The sequence below is a fragment of the Leifsonia sp. L25 genome, assembly GCF_050632895.1.
Map to the genome: position 1 here is coordinate 830,692 of NZ_JBODRZ010000004.1, position 21,254 is coordinate 851,945.

Here is a 21,254-nt window from a genome sequence, read left to right on the forward strand (position 1 = left end):
GCGCGGCATTACGGTGTGCGCGTCGAGAGGAGACTGAGATGGACACGTTCTGGTCGGCATTCCTGTATGTCTTCTGGATCTTCGCGTTCGTCGCGTTCCTGATGATCCTGTTCACGGTCCTGGTGGACCTGTTCCGGGATCAGGAACTGAACGGGTGGTGGAAGGCCCTGTGGGTGATCTTCCTGATCTTCCTGCCGGTGCTCGGGGCGCTCGTCTACCTCATCGCGCGGGGGCGCGGATGGCGGCCCGCAATCTGGCGCGCGACGCGAGGGTTCCCGAGGACGACAGCTGGGGCCAGCGCCCGACGGGATCCGCGACGCCGGCGGCGGACATCCAGCAGGCGCAGACGCTGCTCGACCAGGGGGTCATCAGCCGCGGCGAGTTCGACGCGCTTCGGGCGAAGGCGCTCGGCGAGCGCTACTGAGCGGCCCGGGCGGAGTGCGGTCCCGGCGCTCGCTGACCATTCGGCGTGCATCCAGGCACTGGAATGCAAGCGGCGGACGGCGCGGCCTAAGCTGGTGGGGTGAGTAAGGCCGACCTCAGCAAGCAGCCCGCCCAGGTCGCCGCCATGTTCGACGAGGTGTCGACGCGCTACGACCGGACCAATGCCGTCCTGTCGGTGGGCAATGCGGCGCTGTGGCGCGTGGCGACGACGCGAGCCGTCGATCCGCGCGCAGGCGAGACGATCCTCGACGTCGCGGCCGGCACGGGGACGTCGAGCGCGTCGCTCGCCCGGAACGGCGCGTCGGTCGTCGCTGCGGACTTCTCCGAGGGGATGATCGAGGTCGGCCGCCAGCGGCAGGCCGGCAACCCGTTCGTCCGCTTCGTGCAGGCCGACGCGACGGCGCTTCCTTCGAGGACGACACGTTCGACGCCGTGACGATCTCCTTCGGGCTGCGGAACATCGTTGACCCGAAGAAGGCGCTCGCCGAGTTCTACCGCGTCGTCAAGCCGGGCGGCCGTGTCGTCGTCTGCGAGTTCTCCCAGCCTCCCCTCGCTCCCGTCCGTGCCGGCTACTCGGCCTATCTGCGCTATGGGATGCCCGTCCTCGCCCGGGTCGCGAGTTCGAACCCTGCGGCGTACGAGTACCTGATGGAGTCCATCCAGGCGTGGCCGGACCAGCGCTCGCTCGCGGGCTGGCTGCGCGAGGCCGGATTCGAGCGCGTCGCCTTCCGCAACCTCACGGCCGGCATCGTTGCGCTCCACCGCGGCTTCAAGCCCGAGCGGCCCGCGGTCGTCGAGGAGCCGGCTCCGGCCCCGAAGCCCAAGCGGGCGGCGGCCGCCAAGCCGAAGACCGACGCTGCCGTGAAGCCGAAGACCGACGCTGCCGCGACGCCCGAGACGGCCGCTTCTGCGAAGCCCAGGCCGGCCGCTGCTGCGAAGCCCAGGCCGGCCGCGTCCGCGAAGCCCGCCGCCGCTGCCAAGCCGAAGGCTGCGCCGAAGCCGAAGCCGGCCCCCAAGCCGACGACGGAATCCGCCGGATCCGCCGGCTCCGAACAGTCTGCGTCCACCATCCCGTCCGAGGGGAGTAGTGCCACGAAGTGTCCCGGGTGTGCGGCGCCCGTCGCTGACCGGTCAACTGGGCTTCACCGAACGGATCTTCATCCGCGGCGAGGATCGTGAGCTCGCCAACGCGGTGGACGACGGCCTGGCCGCGGTCGAGGAGGGCCTGCACCGCGAGATGCAGTTCGCCGACAACCTGGCCGACGTCACCGCGCGCTATCTGCTCGAGGCGGGGGGCAAGCGCGTCCGCCCCATGCTCACCCTGCTCGCCGCCCAGCTGGGACGGGGTACCAACGCGGATGTCATCCAGGCCGCCGAAGCCGTCGAGATCACGCACCTCGCCTCGCTCTACCACGACGACGTCATGGACGACTCGCAGATGCGCCGCGGAGTGCCCAGTGCGCAGTTCGTCTGGGGCAACTCCGTCGCCGTGCTGACGGGCGATCTCCTCTTCGCCCGGGCGAGCAAGCTGGTCTCCGCCCTCGGGGAGCGTGCGATCCAGCTGCAGGCCGACACCTTCGAGCGGCTGTGCCTCGGCCAGCTGCACGAGACCATCGGCCCGCAGGAGGGGAGGACCCGGTCGCGCACTACATCCAGGTGCTCGAGGACAAGACCGGCTCGCTGATCGCCGTCGCCGCGCAGATGGGCGTGGTCTTCTCGAACGCGCCCACCGAGTACGAGCAACCCGTTGTGGTCTTCGGCGAGAAGATCGGTGTCGCGCTTCCAGCTGATCGACGACGTGATCGACCTCTCCGGTCAGGGCGTCGCCGAGACGGGCAAGACGCCCGGCAACGACCTGCGCGCGGGCGTCGCCACCCTCCCGGTGCTGCGCCTGCGCGAGCGCGCGGCGACCGATCCGGACGCGGCGGCGCTGCTCGAGCGTCTCGAGCGCGACGTCATGGGCTCGGCGGAGGACGGCGAGGTGACGCCCGCCGCGATGGAGGCCATCGCGGCGCTCCGCGAGCACGACGTGACGCGTCAGACGCTGGAGGAGGCGCACCGCTGGGCGCGCGAGGCGGTGGAGGCGCTGGCCCCGCTGCCGGACGGCCCGGTCAAGAAGGCTCTGGTCCGGCTTCGCGGACACCATCGTCGAGCGCTCCAGCTGAGCCGCACGGAACACCAGAAGGAATCAACGCATGACCAAACTTCGACTGGCCATCGTCGGCGCCGGGCCGGCGGGCATCTACGCCGCCGACATCCTGCTGAAGGCCGAGCGCGGCTTCGACGTATCCATCGACCTGTTCGAGCAGCTTCCCGCACCGTACGGCCTGGTCCGTTACGGGGTCGCGCCCGATCACCCGCGCATCAAGGGCATCATCACCGCCCTGCGCGAGGTGCTCGATCGCGGCGACATCCGCATCTTCGGCAACGTCGAGTTCGGCCGTGACATCACCCTCGACGACCTCAAGCGCCACTACAACGCGGTCATCTTCGCCACGGGCGCGGTGCGGGACGCTGACCTGGAGATCCCCGGCATAGAACTGCACGGCTCCTACGGCGCCGCGGACTTCGTCAGCTGGTTCGACGGTCACCCGGACGTGCCGCGCACCTGGCCGCTGGAGGCGAAGTCGGTCGCCGTGATCGGCAACGGCAATGTCGCCCTCGACATCTCTCGCATGCTCGCGAAGCACGCCGACGACCTGCTGCCGACCGAGATCCCGGACAACGTCTACGAGGGGCTCAAGAACTCGCCGGTCACGGACGTGCACGTCTTCGGCCGCCGCGGACCGGCGCAGGTGAAGTTCACACCGCTGGAACTGCGCGAGCTGGGCGAGCTCCGGGACGTGGACATGATCCTGTACGACGAGGACTTCGACTACGACGAGCAGTCCAAGGCGGCCGTCGCCAGCAACAAGCAGGTGATGGTGATCGACCGCGTGCTGCAGCAGTGGCGGCAGCGCGAGGTGGGCAACGCGTCGCGTCGACTTCACCTGCACTTCTACGCGAAGCCCCTCGAGGTCGTCGGCGACGACCACGGCAACGTGACGGCGTTCCGGTACGAGCGCACGGAGCCGGACGGCGAGGGCGGCGTGCGGGGCACGGGCGAGATCCGCGAGCTCGAGATCGACGCCCTCTACCGCGCCGTCGGCTACTTCGGCTCGCCGCTCCCCGGCATCCCCTTCGACCGCAAGCACGGCGTCATCCCGAACCACGAGGGCCAGGTGCTGCGCAAGGGCGACAACGAGCGCATGTACGGCGTCTACGCGACGGGGTGGATCAAGCGCGGTCCGGTCGGACTCATCGGTCACACCAAGTCGGATGCGATGGAGACGATCAAGCATGTGATCAACGATCAGGGAAACTGGTGGTCGCCCGCAGACCCATCCGAGGAATCTGTGGAGAACCTCCTGCGCGAGCGGGGTGGAGTACACCACGCTCGACGGCTGGCACAACCTCGACACGCACGAGCAGGCGCTCGGCGCCGAGCGCGGCCGGGTGCGCGTGAAGGTGGTTCCGCGCGACGAGATGGTCCGCGTCTCGAACGCGGAGACGGTCGCGAGCGGCCCAGCGCTGGGTCAGGCAGAGTAGCCCCGCAGCGCGCATGACGAGCCCGCGCGAGTGGCGCCCCGACATCCTCGGGGCGCCCTTCGAGCAGACCACCCTTCCGCTCGGCGACGATGCGGAAGGCGAGGTCGTCGCGACGCTGGTGCGGTACTCGCCGCCTCCGCGTCCCCGTCTGCACCGGGGACCCGCGGCCGACGCGGACGTGCTCTACGTCCACGGCTGGTCGGACTACTTCTTCCAGTCCGAGCTCGCCCGGTTCTGGCACGACCAGGGCGCCCGGTTCCACGCCCTCGACCTGCGCAAGTACGGGCGGAGTCTGCGGGAGGGGCAGACGCCCGGCTTCGTCGACGACCTCGCGGTCTACGACGAGGACATCGCGGCGGCGCTCGACGCGATGGGCCACGGCGAGGGCGAGCGGCGCTCGCACCATCGACGTCTCATCCTGCTCGGCCACTCGACCGGCGGCCTGACGCTGAGCCTCTGGGCGGACCGTCATCCAGGACGGGCCGATGCGCTCATCCTGAACAGCCCGTGGCTGGAGTTCCAGGCGCACTCCGCCGGCCGGGCGGCCCTCGCGCCGCTCATGGACCTGCGTGCGCGCATCGACCCCAAGGCGGCGATGCCGAACGTCGATCTCGGCTTCTACACCCGGACCGTGTCGCGCACGCTGGACGGCGAGTGGGACTACGACCTCGCCTGGCGTCCGGTGCGCGGCTTCCCCGTGCACCCTGCCTGGCTGACCGCCGTGCTCGCCGGGCATGCCCGGGTGGCAGCCGGTCTCACGATCGACGCGCCCGTGCTCACGCTGCTCTCGGCGCGGTCGACGCTGCTGCCGTTCTGGACGCCCGACATGATGCGCTCCGACGTGGTGCTCGTCGTCCGCGACATCGCCGAGCGCGCGCTCGGGCTGGCGCCGACGGTCACCGTGTCCTGGGTGCAGGATGCGCTCCACGACGTGTTCCTGTCGGCCGCTCCCGTGCGGAAGGCGGCCTACACGGCGATGGAGCGATGGCTCCGGGGCTACTCTCAGCGGAAGTTGACGAACTGCACCGCGACGTCGAGGTCGGCGTTCTTGAGGAGCGCCATCGTCGCCTGCAGGTCGTCGCGGCTCTTCGAACTCACGCGCAGCTCGTCGCCCTGGATCTGCGACTTCACGCTCTTCGGTGCCTCGTCGCGGATGAGCTTGTTGATCTTCTTCGCCGCATCCTGCTCGATGCCGTTCTTGAGCCCGACCTCGACGCGGAACTCCTTGCCGGACGGGTAAGGGGCGCCGGTGTCGAGCGACTGAGCGTGATGCCGCGCTTGATGAACTTCGACTCGAGCACCTCGAGCAACCGCCTTGACGCGCTCCTCGGTGTTGGCCTTCAGGAGCACCTTCTCGCCGCTCCACTCGACCGACGCTCCGACGTTCTTGAAGTCGTGAGCGCTGCTCCACCTCTTTGCGGGCCTGATTGACGGCGTTGTCCGCCTCCATCTTGTCGACCTTGCTGACGACGTCTGAACGAGGAGTCTGCCGCGAGATCACTCCGATCCTTCTCGGCGGGCGCGTACGGCATCCAGTCTACGGGTGAGGGCCGCAGCATCCGTTGCCGCATCCGACAGCCCGGTTCTAGACTGACGCCCGCTCGGCATACGCCCCGATGGAGGAGGTTCGTATGTACATGAAACTCGAGGTCGTCGTCCCGCCCGTCTCCGATGTGGACCGGGCGAAGTCCTTCTACCAGTCGCTGGGGTGGCGGGAGGATGCGGACTTCGCCGTCGACGACGGCTACCGGATCGTGCAGTTCACCCCGCCCGAGTCGGAGGCGTCGATCATCTTCGGGACGGGGCTGACGGATGCGCCTCCCGGGTCGACGCAGGGGCTGCAGCTCACCGTCTACGACATCGACGAGGCGCGGGCTGCGCTGGTCGACGCGGGTGTCGAGGTGTCGGAGCTCTTCCACGACTCGACGGGCATCTTCCGGCACGCCGGCACGCGCGAACGCATCAGCGGCCCCCACCCGGAGCGTGCCGACTACTCGACCTTCGCCTCCTTCGAGGACCCGGACGAGGAACGGCTGGATCCTGCAGGAGATCAAGAAGCGGCTGCCGGGACGATGAGCGACGAACTGACCGACGTCATCCTGGACCACTTGAAGCAGGCGGCCGAGGCGCACGGGGTGCACGAGAAGGAGGACCTGGGCGGAGTCTTCGACGAGCAGTGGCCCGAGTGGTACGCCCAGCACATGGCGCAGACGCTGCGCGCGGCGGGCTACCGGCTCGAGCGTACGGAGCCGCCCTCGCCTTGACGACCTGGCAGGGGTGCGACAGGCTGAGGTAAGCCTTCCCTTAGTCAGGAGTCCCGAATGGCCCAGCTCATCCCCTTCTCGCAGGCGCTGCGCGACGCACCCGCGGTGTCCACCAGGAGAGCGAGGGCGCGGTCTTCATGCAGGACCTGATGAGCGGCCGCGGCAGCCGGGACGACTACATCTCCTTGCTGTCGCAGCACTACTTCATCTACGAGGCGCTCGAGGAGTCGGCCGAGTGGATGGGCTCCGACCCGGTCGCGACGCTGTTCATCAGCCCCGCGTTGACGCGGCTGCCGGCCATCGAAGCCGACCTGGAGTTCCTGCTCGGCGACGCCTGGCGCGAGCGGATCGCGGCCCTGCCGTCGACGGTCCGCTACACCGAGCGCATCCGCGAGGTGGGTCGCACGTGGCCGGGCGGATTCGTCGCCCACCACTACACGCGTTACCTCGGTGACCTCTCCGGCGGCCAGATCATCCGCACGCTGCTGCAGCGGCGGTACGGGTTCGACACCAACAGCGTCGGCTTCTACCTCTTCGCGGACATCGCGAAGCCGAAGCTGTTCAAGGACACCTGACCGGCTCGACGGCCGATCGAGTGGACGGAGGAGGAGCGGGATCGCGTGATCGCGGAGGTCGGGCTCGCGTTCCGGTTCAACACGGAACTGTTCGACGACCTCGCGGCGGCCAAGACCGCCGCCTGACGTGCAGGTCGCCTGCGTCAGGCCGTCTGGGCCAGCTCCTCGTAATACGTGACGTGGCAGCCGTCGCCGCTGCACTCGATGCAGAGCGCAGCACCTCCTCGGCGTGCTGCGAGGGTCGGCCCTGTGCCGTCGCACCGTTCGCAAATTTCCAACGTTCTCATGCCCACGATTGTGCGCCCGACCACCGACATCGGCGGCAGCGCGCACCGGGGTGTCGCGATCACCACAGCATCCACGGGATTATGCCCACAGCAGAACGCGCAGATCCCGCAGGCGCGGATCGGCGGCATCCGACATAGGCTGGCCGCATAGCTTCTGCGGCACGCGATCGGCTCGGTGCTCCGCCGGATCAGGACGGAGCGGGGAACGACCCTGCGCGAGGCTCTCCGAGCGCTCGCGGGTCTCCGTCCTACCTCTCCGAGATCGAGCGCGGGCGCAAGGAGGCGTCGTCCGAGATCCTCGCCGCGCTGTGCCGGGTCCTCGACCTGAGCGAGGGGAGCTGCTGACCCGCGTCGCCGCCGAAGTTCGCCGGCGCGCAGGTGCTCTCGCTGGTGCCCGAACGGGGCTCGCTGATCGCTGCCGGCACGACCGCCGAGCCTGCAGCCCGCGACCGTCGCGGAGGTCGGCCGGACGCCCGGAGTCGTCGCCATCGCTGCCTGACGCCGGCCGGTGCGCAGGCTGGGCGGGCGCTGATTTCGTGTGCGGGCGCGCGGCGGCTATTCTTGTGCGGCGCTCTTCGGTCACGAGAGTCACTGGTGGTCGGGAGCGCGCAATGGCAGTTACCCAAGCGGCCAAAGGGATCCGACCTGTAAATCGAGCTGTCTACGACTTCGGGGGTTCAGAATCCCTCACTCGCCACGTCACGAAGAGCCCGGCCCTGCGGCCAGGCTCCTCGTCTGCGGGGCATGCAGCCCATCTGAGAGGCTTGACGCATGACCTCCACCGTCGAGCTGCTCGAGATCGCCTCCACCGTCGCCAAACGGGCCGCCGCGTTCGCCCTCCAGCGGCGGCAGGACGGCGTGGAGATCGCCGCCTCGAAGTCGTCGCTGAGCGACATCGTCACGCAGGCGGGACCGCGAGACCGAGCAGTTGATCCAGGATGCGCTGGCCGCGGCGCGACCGCGTGAGCGGGTTCCTCGGCGAGGAGTCCGGCGGCGGGAGCAGCCAGAGCGGGCTCACCTGGGTGGTCGACCCGATCGACGGCACCGTCAACTACTTCTACGGCATCCCCGCCTGGGCGGTCAGCATCGCGGTCGTCGAAGGCGACCCGGACCCCGCCACGTGGCGGACCCTCGCCGGGGCCGTGGTGAATCCTGTCTGCTCAAGGAGGTGTTCACCGCTGCCGAGGGGACGGCGCGCGGCTGAACGGGGAGCGCATCCACGTGAACGAGGGCGTCGACCTGAGCCTCGCCCTGGTCGGGACGGGATTCGGGTCACGACGCCGAGGTGCGCTGGCGCCAGGCCGCGGCTTCGTCGCCGAGCTCATCCCCGAGGTGCGCGACATCCGCTGCATCAGGGCCGCATCCCTCGACCTCTGCTCGCTCGCCGCCGGCCGAGCTCGACGCGTGCCTACGAGCGCAGGCTCAACCCATGGGATCACGCGGCCGGCGCCCTGATCGCGCAGGAGGCCGGCGCACGGGTCGCCGGAATCGCAGGAGGCCCGGCGGACCGCCGCCTGCTGGTGGCGGCCGCGCCGGACCTCTTCGATCGACTGCACCCCCGGGTCGAGCGCTTCTACTCCGACTGGGAGTGACGCCGACCGGAGTGGCCCCGGCTCAGACGAGCCAGACCGCGGTGTCCTGCGGCAGCTTCCCGTCCTCCAGCTCGTCGCTGGCGAGCGCGATCCGCCTCCTCGGGCAGCGCGACGGCGTCCGTGCCGAAGTTGACGACGACCGTCACCTCGCCGGTACGGAAGGCGAGGCGTGTCACCGCCGAGGTCGATCCACTCCGGGGGCGCCGAACGCCAGGTCGTGACGGCGGCGCAGCTTCAAGGCCTCCTGGTACATGCTCAGCGTCGACCCGGCCACGCCCTCCTGCGCCGAGCGGATGTACGACGCCCAGAGCGCGGGCTGCGGCAGCCAGCTCGCCGGGCTCGGGCCGAAGCCGTACGACGCCTCGTCGCCCTCCCACGGGATGGGGACGCGGCAGCCGTCGCGGCCGTACCGCTCACCGTTTGTGCGGAACCAGGTCGGGTCCTGACGGGCCTCGTCGGGCAGGTCGATCGCCTCGGGGAGACCGAGCTCCTCGCCCTGGTAGAGGTAGGCCGATCCCGGCAGTGCGAGCATGAGCGCGGTCGCCGCGCGTGCCCGGCGGCCAGGCCGAACGCCGGGTCCGGCACCCGCTTCGTCTTCGGCCCGATGCCGTGGCCCTGCAGGTTCTCGCCCGCGAGGGCCAGGCGGGTCGCGTGACGGACGACGTCGCGGTTCGACAGCACCCACGTGCTCGGAGCGCCGACACTGCTGAAGGCCGCGATGGAGCGATCGATGACGCTCCGCAGCGCGGCCGCATCCCACGAGGGTCTCCAGGTACGCGAAGTTGAACGTCTGCTGCATCTCGTCCGGGCGCACCAGCGGGCCAGCTTGTCGAGCGGCTCGACCCACGCCTCGCCGCAGAGCACGCGGTCGCCCTCGTACTCGGCGAGGACCGTGTGCCAGTCGCGGTAGATCGCGTGGACGCCGTCCTGCGCGAAGTACGGCGGCGTCGGCGGGTCGACCTCGGCGTGCGCGTGGATCTCGGGTTCGAGCGGGATGCCGCCGGTCTCCAGGGTCGGAGTGGTGCCGCCCATGCTGCCCATACCCTCCGGCGGCGTGTAGTCGGGGAGGCCCGCCTCCTTCCACCATGCCATGGGCCACATCCACCCGGAACCCGTCGACGCCGCGGTCGAGCCAGAAGCGCAGCACGCCGCGGAACTGCTCCCACACCCACGGGTTCTCCCAGTCGAAGTCCGGCTGCGACTTGTCGAAGAGGTGGAGGTACCACTGGCCCGGCGTGCCGTCGGGCTCGGTGATGCGCGTCCACGCGTGGCCGCCGAAGATCGACCTCCAGTTGTTGGGCGGCAGCTCGCCGTTCTCGCCCATGCCGTCGCGGAAGATGTACCGGGCGCGCTCCTGGCTCCCCGGTGCGGCGGCCAGCGCCTCCTGGAACAGACGTGGTCGCTCGACGAGTGGTTCGGGACGATGTCGATGATCACGCGCAGCCCCAGGCCATGCGCCTCCGCGAGCATCGTGTCGAAGTCCGCGAGGGTGCCGAAGCGCGGGTCGACGTCGCGGTAGTCCGCCACGTCGTAGCCGGCGTCGTTCTGGGGCGAGCGGTAGAAGGGGAGAGCCAGACGGCATCCACCCCGAGATCGCGCAGTGCGGGGAGACGGTGCGTGATTCCGGGGAGGTCGCCCATCCCGTCGCCGTCGGAGTCGGCGAAGGAGCGCAGGCAGACCTGGTAGATGACGGCGGAGCGCCACCACTCGCGACCGGGGGTGTCGGGGGTGCGATCGGTGGTCGGGGTCGTTGCGGAGATGGTGGTCACCTCATGTTCGTGTCGGGGGCGGGTGGGGGATCAGGGGTGGACGGCGGTGCTCGATCGGACGATCAGCTCCGCGGGGGCGGTGTGGCTGACGGGTTCCGGATGCGCGGCTCCGCCGGTACTTCGCCGCGCCTCGAGTGCGGCGAGCAGCAGTTCCGCCGCGCGCTCGCCCTGGCGGACGGGGTGCTGCGCGATCGTGCTCAGCCCGAAGAACTCGGAAAGGGGATGGTCGTCTATCCCGATGACGGAGACGTCGCGCGGCACGCTGAGGCCGAGGTCGCGGGCGGCGAGGATGGCGCCGACCGCCATCTCGTCGGAGGCGGCGAAGAGGGCGGTGGGACGCTCGTGCGGTGTTCCGAGCAGCTGCTTCGCGGCCTCGTACCCGCCTGGAAGCGTGAAGTCCGTCGCCCGGTGCAGGCGTTCGTCGACGGGAAGGCCGGCTTCGGTCAGCGCCTGCTCGTAGCCCAGGCGCCGGCTCGTCGGGATGTGGAAGTCGAGGTCGAACTCGTCCGAGCCGCCGATGTGCGCGATGCGGGTGTGGCCGAGGCCGATGAGGTGCTCGGTCGCCAGCCGCGCGACCGCGACGTCGTCGATGGTGAGGGTGCTGACGCCGGGCAGCGGTCCGCCGACGCCGACCAGCGGCTTCCCGAGCGCGAGCAGGCGGCCGACCTCGTCCTCGGCGAGCTCGAGCGAGACGGCGAAGACCGCATCCACCCGGTTGCGCAGCAGGTGCTGCTCGAACACTCGGCGCCGCTCCTCCCCGTCACCGCTCAGGTTGTAGAGAGTGAGGTCATAGCCGCGACGGAGGAGGACCCGCTGGGCGCCCTCGATGACGGAGGTGAAGAACCAGCGGTTCAGCTGCGGGACGACCGCTCCGATGTTGCGTGTGCGGCCGGAGGCGGGGCTCGACGCGTCGGAGGAGACGACGTACCCGAGGTCGGATGCGACCCGCAGCACCCGCGCACGGGTGGTCTGCGAGACAGGGCCGTTGCCGCTGAGCGCACGGGAAACGGTGGCCGTGGAGACGCCGGCGAGGCGCGCGACGTCGTCGATGCCGGGCATCCCACCTCCTGTGCTCTGGTGCGGTTGCTGTGCTCTCGTGCGGTGGAAGCGCTTGCGACCGCCGGTGCCCGGGATGTGACCGCGCACAGGGGGAGTATAGCGATGCGGCTGGAAGCGTTTGCAGTCTCCGTGGCCCGGTCGTCGGCCGTGGAGTTCAGTGCCAGTGGGTCGGGCGGGCGAGCGTCGGCGGCAGGAGAGTGCGTCGGTCGCCGTTGGCGGCGTTGAGTTGGGGCTGCGTGAGGTAGATCGCCGTGCGGAGGTCTGCCCCATCGAGGCGCGCGTCGCGCAGGTCGGCGCCGATGAGCTCGGCGCGGGAGAGGTCGGCGTCGCGGAGGTCAGCCGCGATGAGCAGGGCGCCGCGGAGCTCGGCACCGCGCAGGTCCGCCCCGCGCAGGTCCGCGCCCAGCAGGTCGGCGTCGGGACGGATGCGGGAGCGCGCGCCTCGTTTCGGCCCGGTGCCGACGGGGCCGCCCTCTCGGGGCCAGGCGGGCCGCATCCCGCAGCAGTCTGGCGGCGGGGGCGCGGATCTCTTCGATGTCCGCTTCGCAGATGGCGTCGGCCGGTGCATCGGCGAGCGCGCGCGCCTCGGTGCGGACCAACCGCAGCGCGGGATGCAGTGAGGCGGCGGCCTCCAGGGCCAGCGCATCCTCCACGTACCGAGAGCAGTTCGTGCAGCTGGCGCATCAGCGGGAAGACGGCGAACATGGCACTCTGCGTCTCGCCTCCGTCGTGCCACGTGGCGCCGGCGAAGGTGTGCTGCGTGACCTGCTGCCCGGCACCGAAGCAGTCGAAGACGGTGCAGCCCTTGAAGCCGCGCTCGCGCAGTTCGGGATGGATGCCGCAGCGGGTAGTCCTCGGCGAGGTTGACGCACGGGTCGCCGGCCGGCTTGTCGAATGCGAAGTCCGCGGAGCGGGCGAAAGCCAAGGCGACGCAGCAGAGGCCGACGCAGCGGGCGCAGTCCGCCCGCAGCTCGCGGCGGGCGTCGTCAGCGGTGCGCATCCGTCCACAGTACGTGCTGCGGGTCACCTTTCCACATCTTCAGACGGCTACGGAATACCGTTCGGACCGCCGCGTTAGCGTGAGGGAACGGACAAACGAAGGAGTCACGCATGACCGCACCCCCGCCGCACCATCGGCTCGTCCGACCTCGAGGTCTACCCGCTGTCGCTCGGAGGCAACGTCTTCGGCTGGACCGCGGACAGGCGAACCTCGTTTCGACGTGCTCGACGCCTACACCGCCGCGGGCGGCAACTTCGTGGACACGGCGGACGGCTACTCGGCGTGGGTGCCCGGCAACACCGGCGGCGACTCGGAGTGCATCCTCGGCGAGTGGTTCGACGCCCGCGGCAACCGCGACGACGTCGTGCTCGCGACCAAGGTCAGCCAGCACCCCGACTTCAAGGGTCTCGCCGCCGACAACATCCGCCGGGCCGCCGATGCGTCGCTCGAGCGCCTGCAGTCCGAGTACATCGACCTCTACTACGCCCACTTCGATGACGAGACGGTCCCGCTGGAGGAGACCGTCGCCGCCCTGTCCGGCCTGGTCGACGCGGGCAAGGTCCGCTACATCGGCATCTCGAACTACACGCCCGAGCGCATCGACGAGTGGTTCCGCATCACCGAGCGCGAGGGCCTCCACCGCGCCGTCGCTCTGCAGCCGCACTACAACCTGGTCGAGCGCGCCTACGAGTCGGCGTACCGGCCGATCGCCGAGCGCGAAGGCCTGGGCGTCATGCCGTACTTCGCCCTGGCGGCCGGCTTCCTGACCGGCAAGTACCGCGACGGCGTCACGGTCGACAGCGCTCGCGCCGGCGGCGCGGCGAAGTACCTCGACGAGACCGGCCGGTCTGTGCTGTCCGCCCTCGACGAGTCGCCGCCGCCCACGACGCATCGGTGGCCTCCGTCGCCCTGGCGTGGCTCGCCGCGCAGCCGACGATCACCGCGCCCATCGCGAGTGCCCGCACGACCGACCAGCTGCCCGACCTGCTGGCCTCCGTCACCCTCGAGCTGACCCGCCGACGAACTGGACGCCCTCGACGGCGCATCGGAGTCCGCGAAGGCCGCCTGATGCGCGCTCCGCCGTGTACGAAACACGACGCGGCGGATGGTATCCTCGTACGGTTGCCGAAAACGGCCGGCTCTCGCCGGCGTGCGGCTCCGCCCCCTTAGCTCATTGGTAGAGCACTTCCTTGGTAAGGAAGAGGTAGTGGGTCCGATTCCCACAGGGGGCTCCGTCTCCCCGTCACGCGACACGTCGCACGGCGGGGGGATGCCACGGCGGGGTAGCTCAGGTGGTTAGAGCACACGGCTCATAATCGTGGTGTCGCGGGTTCGAGTCCCGCCCTCGCTACATAGCTTCAAAACACTGGGAACGGCGGCTGTCAGACAGCCGTCGTTTTCTTGTTGGTGTAGCGGTTTGCCCACATTCTGCCCACACTTGAAATCTTTCCGCCCTGGTGCCTGAAGGCTCAGGGCCTTGCGATTGTGGCCTTTGCGGTCAGCGCGCGAGTAATCCGGACGTCCGAACCCGACCCCGACCAATATGATTCAGAAATCGCTTTGGATCGGGAGAGCAATGAGGCAAGCGTCGCCAGCAGATGTTGCACAGCTGTTCAAGCGCGGCGGTGCGGTAGGTGTAGATGCCGCGCTCAGCGGTCAAGCTAGGCGCACGGTAGCTCATGTTGTTGGGGTGATCGAGAGTCTGGGACTGGTCCTTGACGAACAGATTGATGCTTGGCGTCGGGTCTCGGATCTCGAGCGCGATTAGGCTCTGGCTGGCACTCGACTCCGAGCCGTCAAGCCTCGTCCAGCAGTTTCACCTCACTCGACAGCTCGAAGCTTCCCCTGCTTGCCGCATTGACCATCGAGGCCCGGATGGCAACCGCCGGCGCGGAGGTCGGATCTTACTTGCGCTCGAGCGGCTCCAGTTTTGCGGCTGCGATCGTGGACGCACGATGTGGACAGTTGCGCACGCGCTGCGTAGGCAGGTCTATTCGGTCCGGTTCAGCGAGCCCGTCATTCTCGCGAGGCGGCGAATCTCGCGGCTTCACCGCCTTCGAGGTCGCTGGTCCCCTTCGCTGATAGAGTCCAACCCGGAGCGCACGCTCGCTCGGATCAAAGGCAAGTCGGAAGACATGGCTGCGACCGCCGCGCGATTCTCCACGGGGGACGTCAGCAAACTCGAGACCGCGCTTGGGTACCTCGTGAGCGCATCAACGGATCCGGATGACATCTCCACGGCAGTCCATCGAATTGAAGCGTCACTTGAACTGTACCACGCTACTGGCGACAAGAGCTTTCTCGCTGAGCGCCGCCCAATTCATCGGTTTCCGATCGAGTGCCCCGAGATGATTGGCCGGCATGGCACTTGATCGTTGCCGAAGCTTGGCTGAATTTAGCTGACCACGCGACTACCACTGGAAGGTCGAGGTTTCTCGAGAAGAGCAGATGAGTCCTTACGCAGCAGTTGATGCTCAAGGACAGATCGAACTTCGTCACGAGATCCGCTGCGCGATGTTCAAGGCACTGCGTGCGTTCGTCAGGCCAAAGGGCATCCAAGCTGGAACTGCTACGTGGCGTGCGCCTTCCGTTCGCGCTACGTACGCCGCGCGACACTCCCCGAAATTGTGTACGAGGCCACTCCTGAACTCATTCGAGCGCTTCGGTTCGACGCAGAACGTGGTCAATATCAGTACCGCGAGTTTCTAGCGGAACTAGAGTCGCGAGTCGCGCGGAATCGAACCGGTGAGGAAGCCGCAGCGTTACTGCAGGACGCGATTCGGCTTAGGGGGCCGATCGGAACCCAAAAGGCTTTGGACGGTGCCCGAGATCAGCTCGCGCAGGCACAAGACCTACTCTTGTTGGCGCAATTGAAGAACGATCCCACGTATCGTTCTCCGGGGTCTCGACATTCTCTTGAGAAGGCAGTATCTCGACTCCTCTTCAAGCGAGCCAATAGTCATCATTGCGAACGAGATCGAGGCGCACGGACCGAGTTCAATAACAAGCCCAACGTCACCACCCGATCTCATGGACGCAATACGTGTCGGAGATCACACTGCATTGTTCGCTATGGCTGCGGCGCGAGGCTCTCAACAACCCCGCTCTTAGGGTCAGCGGGCTAGGTGGGCAGGGGAGTGGCGGTGGTGAGACGTACACGGTCGACGACTTCTCGGGCATCACCGGTCGCAGACATTTGTCTTCAAGCGGACGAGTCAGGAGGCGCTGTCACGCGACGAGGCACGGGCACGCTTCCTTGCAGCGCAACTCGAGAATCACAACGAAACGACGCGCTTCGGAGTGATTGAACACATCGGGACGCTGTCGGTGAGCCAGCCACAGGGTGGCGCATCGCTTGTAAGTGTTCGCCGGTATGTCCGCGGGCGAACACTTCGCTCCGTCTCGTCGACGTAGGAACGGACCGTCTGGCCCTGCTCCGACGCTCTGCTCGGCTTTTGGGGTTGATCCATGGCTGGGAAGCCCGCGCGGTCCAAGTTCCGGGACTATCCCGGAACCAGATCAAGGAAAAGGAACTGGGTCGATGGCTTAAGAGGCTGGCTGGCGAGGAGAAGCTATCGCTCTTCAACTCCTGGTGGGAGCTCGTAAGCCCTGTCGACTGCGTGCCAGGGCGGGACGCGCATTCCTTGAACTGGCTCGTAAACGATGACCAACGGGTGCTCGCGGTCGACTTGGAAGCGACGGGCGCAAGACCGCTTACCTACGAACTCGCACAGCTCGTTGACGATCACCCAGCGCTTGCGCCAGCGGACTGGTCAAGCCGCGAAGCTGCTCCGCGCGTACTTGGGAGCGGCTGGGATCGAGGCTCAACCGTCACACCTGGTCGCGTACCAGGCGGGCTCGGCCTGCGCGAGCAGTGGGCCTGCTGACCGACGAGAAGGCAACCGAGCAGCAGCGCAACCACGCCTACGAGTTGCTGCTGTCCTTATCAACGCAAAGTGCGAACGATGATTTGCGGCGGTGGTGCAGAAGGGTCCTAGACGCCTGGGCTGCAAAAACCGGGCTCGCCGACCCCACCAGGTACACGTCGATCCAGCCTGACGATCGAGTCCGAATCAGCAAAGCCATGTCCTACCATCTGCGCCACGACCCAGTCGCCCAGACCACTCGCGGGAGGTGGATGTTTGTCGAGGACCTTGCTCGAAGTGCTTCAGGCGAATGGGCACAACGTGACTCCCGAACAGTTGCTGGTTGTCGCGGGCGCACTAGGTGAACCCCGTTTCCAACTCGATGGACGGGAGATCCGAGCTGCATATGGGCATTCTGTGGCCCGACGAACCGACTATGAGGCTTCACGCCACCGGGATGGCTCTACCACGCGACTCCCACGTCGAGCATGCAGTCAATCTTTGAAGCCCGTGCAGGCTTGCGGCCAGTGGGACGACAAATGGTGCATCTATCCACTGATCCCATTCGAGCGTTGCAGACCGCTCAGAGGCACTCGCCAGCAGCTCACTTGCTTCGAGTTCGTGGCAAGAGCTTGCCAGAACTAGTCAAAGCTGCCGAAGACACCTGGCTAATTCCGTTTGTTCCCGCTGGCGAGCTTGAGGTCACAGCAATCATTGACTTGGCGCGCTTCGAACTGAGGCGCGCTCGTACCGCTAGGCTGCCTAGTCGCGGAGTGAAATGCCATCTCCCGCCCATATTGCTCCTGCCAGTTCGGGCGGCAGCGCTATTGAGTCGAGATGCCACCGCGTCCAGATCGTCATCGAACAAATCGCTGTAGGTGTCGAGCGTCTCATCGCTGCAGAGGCGTGGCCGAGCATCCGTTGTACCGCTGCGTTGGCGCCCGCACTGGACGGCCAACGACGCGGCTGTGTGACGCAGGTCGTGGACCGTCATGGGTGGGAAGCCTGCCGCCACGAGAGCGCGGTCCCACCATGAGTTGGCCGCCATCGTCGGCGTCTTCTGATAACCACCGTGACCGTCGTCGAAGACGCAGGTCGTCGCGCGCCTTGCCGGTGCAGGCCGCACGGAGGGGCGTTGACAAGAATTGCGGATACGGCACGCTGCGGCGTTCATGCGTCTTGGGCGTGCCCACGACTATCGATCCGTTGACGTAGACAGCGTTCTCCACGACCGTGAGTCGCAGCCGGCGTGTATCGACATCACGGACCCGCAGGGCTGACACTTCACCCCAGCGGACGCCTGTGTAGGCGAGTGTTGCTACGACCGGAGCGTGCTCGTCGCACGCTATGAGCAGGCGGGCAACCTGCTCGTTGGTCAAGTAGACGTGCTCCCTGGACCGCCGTCTCCGGGCTTAATTCCTCGCGCTGGGTTAGATGGGATGAGGTGGTCTCGCACCGCAGAGTCGAGGATGCCAGCGAGGATGTCGTGGCTTCGTCGAACAATCGTCGGGGACTTCGCCTTCCTGTCCCCTACGCCATCACTCAACTCGGAGATCCAAGTTTGGACTTCGCTATGGCGGATGTTGCCGACCATGGCCGCGCCCCACCGCGGTTTGACGTGTAGTCGCCAAGCCGACTCGTACACGCATAGGCAGAGGACGGCCTAAGGTGAGATCGAGATGCAGCCACGCCTCCCCGAGACGATCGACCGTCGCGCGAGCCGCCGTTGGATCGATGTACTCGCCAGTCGCCTTCTTCATCTCGACGGACGCTGGGAAGAGCTCGGCCTCGCGCTTGGTGCGAAAGCCCCGCTTGTCGGTCTGGGAATGAATCGGGCTTGCGGTAGCGAACGCGATACCGCGCTGCCTGCGGCTGACTCGTACGGGGTGATGCTGCCCATGGCTGCTCCGAGTCGGCGCCCTCGCCCGCAACATCAACAAACCCGCCGGATTCGAGCAAGCCGACAAGCCGGGCTACTTCCTTCGCGACAGCTTCGATCTGACGCTCGACGTCCTTATTCGCATTGATGAGCTCTACGTCACCCGACGCACTCTGCACATTCATGACAAGACGAAGCCTTTCCGAGTTCTCGCGTTGGAAGGTCCCGAGCTGCCGCAGCGTGCCCAGCGCCTCAATGTCGTCGCGTTCGCGCTGCAACCACCTGGGGCGGTACGAACTCAATGGCGTGGCCGACAACCAGCGAGTCGAACTGCGCCGCGGTCATGTCGGCAAGTTCGACGTTGAGATTCTGTAAGTCCATTTTTCGCGTTCGGTCGACCGATAGGGGCGAGCAAGTACGAGACCGGAGTGCCAAGTCCATGGGCGATGTTGAGCAGCTGCGTGATGCTGATGTCGGCCTTGCGACCCGACTCAATGTTCTCGACGACAGCGGCCGTGACATTGCCTCCGCGAAGCGATTCGGCGAACTCTCGTGCCGTGCGAAACCCTCGCTCTCGTCGCGCGAACTTGATCCGCGCGCCCACAGTGCCCTCAGTACGGAAGTTAGCCATTTCAGCAGCATAGACCCGTCTCTATTGTCAAATCAAAGAATCAACGCTATCGTAGCCACTGCTGAAAGATGACCGATTTTAGTCGAAACGGAGAAAAGAGATGATTGGAGAGTATGATCCGGCCCACCGAGGTAGCCGAGATGACGGGTCTGTCCGTCGCCGCGCTGGCGCAGCTTCGTTACAAGGGCAAAGGCCCGCGCTACTACAAGCCCGCGCCACACCAGGTGGTCTACAAGCCGGCGGAGTGATCGCATGGGTGGAGGCGACGGTACACACCGGGACCGCAGTACCGGCGCGAGCGAGTCCGGCTCTTCCGGTGGCACTGGTGTTGCCCAGCGTTCCGTCGACGGCTACCTCGTTGCCGGTCGGCCGGCATGGTCTGCGCTGCAGTGCGAGCGCTCGTCCAGTGGGGCCCGCCGTCCACCCCGGCGTGGCACGTCGGAGCAACCCCCGATCCCGGGGGTGGCGTCCGGCACCAAATGGAGCCGGCCCGATCACTTACCCTCTTCACCGTGACGCACGACTCACAGACCGAGTCCGGGCGGCGGTGACATCGTGGCTGAGACTCCCGAACCGCAGAGTCGCCCTCGCCGCTCCACCTCTCGAACCGGGCACGCCGCCCACCTGAATCCCGGCGTACTCCCGGCTCTGTCCTCACTCACTCTGTGCTGGCGCACGCCAAGGCGCGCCGGCGCACCACGCAACGGGTCCTCAGGCCCGAACCCGATCCTTCACACGGCCACCTCCGTACAAGAAAGGTAGTGATCTCGTGGCTGAAGAGGAACCCAACTCCGCACCCGTGCGGTGGCCGCGAAGTCGACACACTGCTACCGTACGTCCGCTTGCAATTGCGCGGCTGGCCGAACGAAGTCGACACAGTGCTACAGCTGGCCCGGGAGACGGTCTGGCACCAGAAGCTCTCGGTATGACCCGGGCGCGGCTCACCGCATGCGTTCGTGTTCGGCATCACTCGCAACGGCGTGGTGCTCCCGCGAGGTCCTTGCGGAAGCACGTGGCGATGGACGATGTGTAGACGACGTCGAGTCCGATACGGACGTCGACCCCTTGGATGCGCTGATTCGTAGGTTCGACGCACACCGGTGGATGGTGCTGGTCGCCGACTTCGTGGGTCCATCCGACTGGCGGGTGCGACCTCAGCCTTGCCAACGGCGACGTCGACCTTGTGGCGGACGCGCATCAGATCCAAACGCGGCCTGCGCTCAGTGCATGATGCGGGTATGCCAGACCGCCCGAACCGTGCTCGCCGCCGCGGCCGCAGGCCGCCGGACTACCAATTACGGGGTCAGGCGGATCGTGTCCTGCGTTCCTGAGGTCGGTGGCTTCCGGGGCTCGCAGAAGATGATCAGCGACGACGCCAATACCATCGCCGAGACCTTGCAAATCCACCCGGGTTCAGCGCGGGCACGAATCGCGACGAAGCGGTTGCTGATGATTGCACGTGTCGTGCTCGAGCAGGAGGCCGCGGCGTGATCAGCGCTGGCGCAGCGACCGCTCAGGTAGTGGGCGTCCGAAGGCGATCCGGGAACCTCCTGACCATCGTGGTCATCATCGTCCTCGTCGTCCCGGTCGCAGCTCGTCGCGAGTACCGGTCACCGTGGTGCTTGCGATGGGAGCCAACGGGTTCGAGGATGTGGCGGGGAGAGTGCGGCGGTTCCGCACGCGCCGTGGAGAGCAGGCCAGGCGGTCGATGGTTGCGGGCCTGAGCAGTTGAGGATCGCTGCGGCGATTATCACCATCGGGCAGCAGATGGGTGTTCCTCCGCACGGGCTGACGTTGGCCCTGATGGTCGCGATTGGCGAGTCCGGACTCCGCAATCTTGACCACGGCGATGCGGTGGACAACACCACGATCGGTGTTTTCCAGCAGGGCCTACTACGATCCCGGGCGCAGCGGATGGACCCGGCGACCGCGGCCGCGTCGGTTCTACACGCGGATGCTGCGCGTCCTGCTGACTGGCAGAACCACGGCTCCCACCCTTGTCGCGCGCGCGGTGCAGATCAACGCAGACCCGAACCGCTACACCCCGTTCTGGACGCCGGCCGTCCACGGGTTCCTCACCGCCACTCACCGGGGCCAGGTGCCACGGCATGTCAGGGTCCCTGCAGACGCTCGTGCAGCGGCGGCGGTGCTGGCTGCGGCGATCCAAGCGAACACGCTCAACTTCGCTCGAGGGCCGCTACCAACAGCAAATCCTCGACACGCCAGACGGGCTACCGGCACCGCCGAGGCTGCGCCATTGACGCAGCCAGGTCCTGCAGCTCGTGGCCGTCCAGGCGTTC

General features: G+C 67.5%; 11 protein-coding genes, 2 tRNA genes and 8 pseudogenes. 16 read left to right on the plus strand and 5 right to left on the minus strand.

The window, feature by feature from the left end; genetic code table 11:
• The first annotated feature begins 38 nt into the window (after nt 1-38).
• From ACRAWC_RS25665 to ACRAWC_RS25685, 5 pseudogenes are all read left to right on the plus strand, one after another.
• Nucleotides 39-424, plus strand: a pseudogene (locus tag ACRAWC_RS25665) (hypothetical protein).
• 144 nt (nt 425-568) lie between these two features.
• Nucleotides 569-1,623, plus strand: a pseudogene (locus ACRAWC_RS25670) (class I SAM-dependent methyltransferase).
• A pseudogene (locus ACRAWC_RS25675) lies at nt 1,553-2,609 on the plus strand (polyprenyl synthetase family protein). The pseudogenes ACRAWC_RS25670 and ACRAWC_RS25675 overlap by 71 nt, the downstream one beginning before the upstream one ends.
• A 30-nt stretch (nt 2,610-2,639) precedes the next feature.
• Nucleotides 2,640-4,032: pseudogene (locus ACRAWC_RS25680) on the plus strand (FAD-dependent oxidoreductase).
• Nucleotides 4,033-4,045: 13 nt separating this feature from the next.
• Nucleotides 4,046-5,029: pseudogene (locus tag ACRAWC_RS25685) on the plus strand (alpha/beta hydrolase); the annotation flags it as partial.
• 5 nt (nt 5,030-5,034) lie between these two features.
• Here ACRAWC_RS25685 and ACRAWC_RS25690 read toward each other — a convergent pair.
• Entirely contained in the window at nt 5,035-5,382 is a 348-nt protein-coding gene (locus ACRAWC_RS25690; protein WP_431349952.1) for a DUF520 family protein, read from the minus strand.
• A gap of 281 nt (nt 5,383-5,663) precedes the next feature.
• Here ACRAWC_RS25690 and ACRAWC_RS25695 point away from each other — a divergent pair, with 281 nt between their 5' ends.
• From ACRAWC_RS25695 to ACRAWC_RS25715, 5 genes and pseudogenes are all read left to right on the plus strand, one after another.
• The gene (locus tag ACRAWC_RS25695) at nt 5,664-6,296 is read left to right on the plus strand and encodes a VOC family protein (RefSeq protein ID WP_431349953.1); all 633 of its coding nucleotides are present in this window, start codon (nt 5,664-5,666) and stop codon (nt 6,294-6,296) included.
• A 57-nt stretch (nt 6,297-6,353) separates the two neighbouring features.
• Nucleotides 6,354-6,997 (plus strand): annotated as a pseudogene (locus tag ACRAWC_RS25700) (heme oxygenase (biliverdin-producing)).
• A gap of 422 nt (nt 6,998-7,419) precedes the next feature.
• Nucleotides 7,420-7,503, plus strand: coding sequence for a hypothetical protein (locus ACRAWC_RS25705; RefSeq protein WP_431349998.1), 84 nt, complete (start codon nt 7,420-7,422; stop codon nt 7,501-7,503).
• A 426-nt stretch (nt 7,504-7,929) separates the two neighbouring features.
• A complete protein-coding gene (locus ACRAWC_RS25710; protein ID WP_431349954.1) occupies nt 7,930-8,124 on the plus strand; it encodes a hypothetical protein in 195 nt (64 codons plus the stop codon).
• Nucleotides 8,121-8,750 carry an inositol monophosphatase family protein gene (locus ACRAWC_RS25715; protein ID WP_431349955.1) on the plus strand — a complete coding sequence of 210 codons (630 nt, stop codon included), beginning with the start codon at nt 8,121-8,123 and terminating at the stop codon, nt 8,748-8,750. The genes ACRAWC_RS25710 and ACRAWC_RS25715 overlap by 4 nt, the downstream gene beginning before the upstream one ends.
• Before the next feature lie 172 nt (nt 8,751-8,922).
• Here ACRAWC_RS25715 and ACRAWC_RS25720 read toward each other — a convergent pair whose 3' ends face one another.
• From ACRAWC_RS25720 to ACRAWC_RS25735, 4 genes and pseudogenes are all read right to left on the minus strand, one after another.
• The gene (locus ACRAWC_RS25720) at nt 8,923-9,282 is read right to left on the minus strand and encodes a hypothetical protein (protein WP_431350029.1); all 360 of its coding nucleotides are present in this window, start codon (nt 9,280-9,282) and stop codon (nt 8,923-8,925) included.
• 522 nt (nt 9,283-9,804) lie between these two features.
• Nucleotides 9,805-10,390: pseudogene (locus tag ACRAWC_RS25725) on the minus strand (alpha-amylase family glycosyl hydrolase); the annotation flags it as partial.
• Nucleotides 10,391-10,549: 159 nt separating this feature from the next.
• Nucleotides 10,550-11,578, minus strand: coding sequence for a LacI family DNA-binding transcriptional regulator (locus ACRAWC_RS25730; protein ID WP_431349956.1), 1,029 nt, complete (start codon nt 11,576-11,578; stop codon nt 10,550-10,552).
• A 154-nt stretch (nt 11,579-11,732) separates the two neighbouring features.
• Complete coding sequence (locus ACRAWC_RS25735; RefSeq protein WP_431349957.1) at nt 11,733-12,074, minus strand: pentapeptide repeat-containing protein; 342 nt, start codon at nt 12,072-12,074, stop codon at nt 11,733-11,735.
• 38 nt (nt 12,075-12,112) lie between these two features.
• Between ACRAWC_RS25735 and ACRAWC_RS25740 the strand changes: the two genes are divergently transcribed.
• The 6 genes and pseudogenes from ACRAWC_RS25740 (at nt 12,113) to ACRAWC_RS25765 (ending at nt 20,445) form a co-directional block, all read left to right on the plus strand.
• Nucleotides 12,113-12,445, plus strand: a complete 333-nt coding sequence (locus tag ACRAWC_RS25740; RefSeq protein WP_431349958.1) for a hypothetical protein — start codon at nt 12,113-12,115, stop codon at nt 12,443-12,445.
• A 389-nt stretch (nt 12,446-12,834) separates the two neighbouring features.
• Nucleotides 12,835-13,748, plus strand: a pseudogene (locus ACRAWC_RS25745) (aldo/keto reductase).
• Nucleotides 13,739-13,810 (plus strand) — tRNA-Thr (locus ACRAWC_RS25750). The pseudogene ACRAWC_RS25745 and the gene ACRAWC_RS25750 overlap by 10 nt, the downstream one beginning before the upstream one ends.
• A 45-nt stretch (nt 13,811-13,855) precedes the next feature.
• A tRNA-Met gene (locus ACRAWC_RS25755) sits at nt 13,856-13,929 on the plus strand.
• Nucleotides 13,930-19,067: 5,138 nt separating this feature from the next.
• Nucleotides 19,068-19,202: a helix-turn-helix transcriptional regulator gene (locus ACRAWC_RS25760; protein WP_431349959.1), complete on the plus strand. Its 135-nt coding sequence runs from the start codon at nt 19,068-19,070 to the stop codon at nt 19,200-19,202.
• A gap of 1,009 nt (nt 19,203-20,211) precedes the next feature.
• Nucleotides 20,212-20,445, plus strand: a complete 234-nt coding sequence (locus ACRAWC_RS25765; protein ID WP_431349960.1) for a hypothetical protein — start codon at nt 20,212-20,214, stop codon at nt 20,443-20,445.
• The last annotated feature ends 809 nt before the right edge of the window (nt 20,446-21,254 follow it).

Excerpts from the sequence above, each read along its gene's own strand:
- ACRAWC_RS25735 (WP_431349957.1), bottom strand. The coding sequence starts at position 12,074 with ATGCGGCCCGCCTGGCCCCGAGAGGGCGGCCCCGTCGGCACCGGGCCG.
- ACRAWC_RS25730 (WP_431349956.1), bottom strand. The coding sequence starts at position 11,578 with ATGCCCGGCATCGACGACGTCGCGCGCCTCGCCGGCGTCTCCACGGCC.
- ACRAWC_RS25720 (WP_431350029.1), bottom strand. The coding sequence starts at position 9,282 with ATGCTCGCACTGCCGGGATCGGCCTACCTCTACCAGGGCGAGGAGCTC.
- ACRAWC_RS25740 (WP_431349958.1), top strand. The coding sequence starts at position 12,113 with ATGTCCGCTTCGCAGATGGCGTCGGCCGGTGCATCGGCGAGCGCGCGC.
- ACRAWC_RS25760 (WP_431349959.1), top strand. The coding sequence starts at position 19,068 with ATGATCCGGCCCACCGAGGTAGCCGAGATGACGGGTCTGTCCGTCGCC.
- ACRAWC_RS25695 (WP_431349953.1), top strand. The coding sequence starts at position 5,664 with ATGTACATGAAACTCGAGGTCGTCGTCCCGCCCGTCTCCGATGTGGAC.
- ACRAWC_RS25710 (WP_431349954.1), top strand. The coding sequence starts at position 7,930 with ATGACCTCCACCGTCGAGCTGCTCGAGATCGCCTCCACCGTCGCCAAA.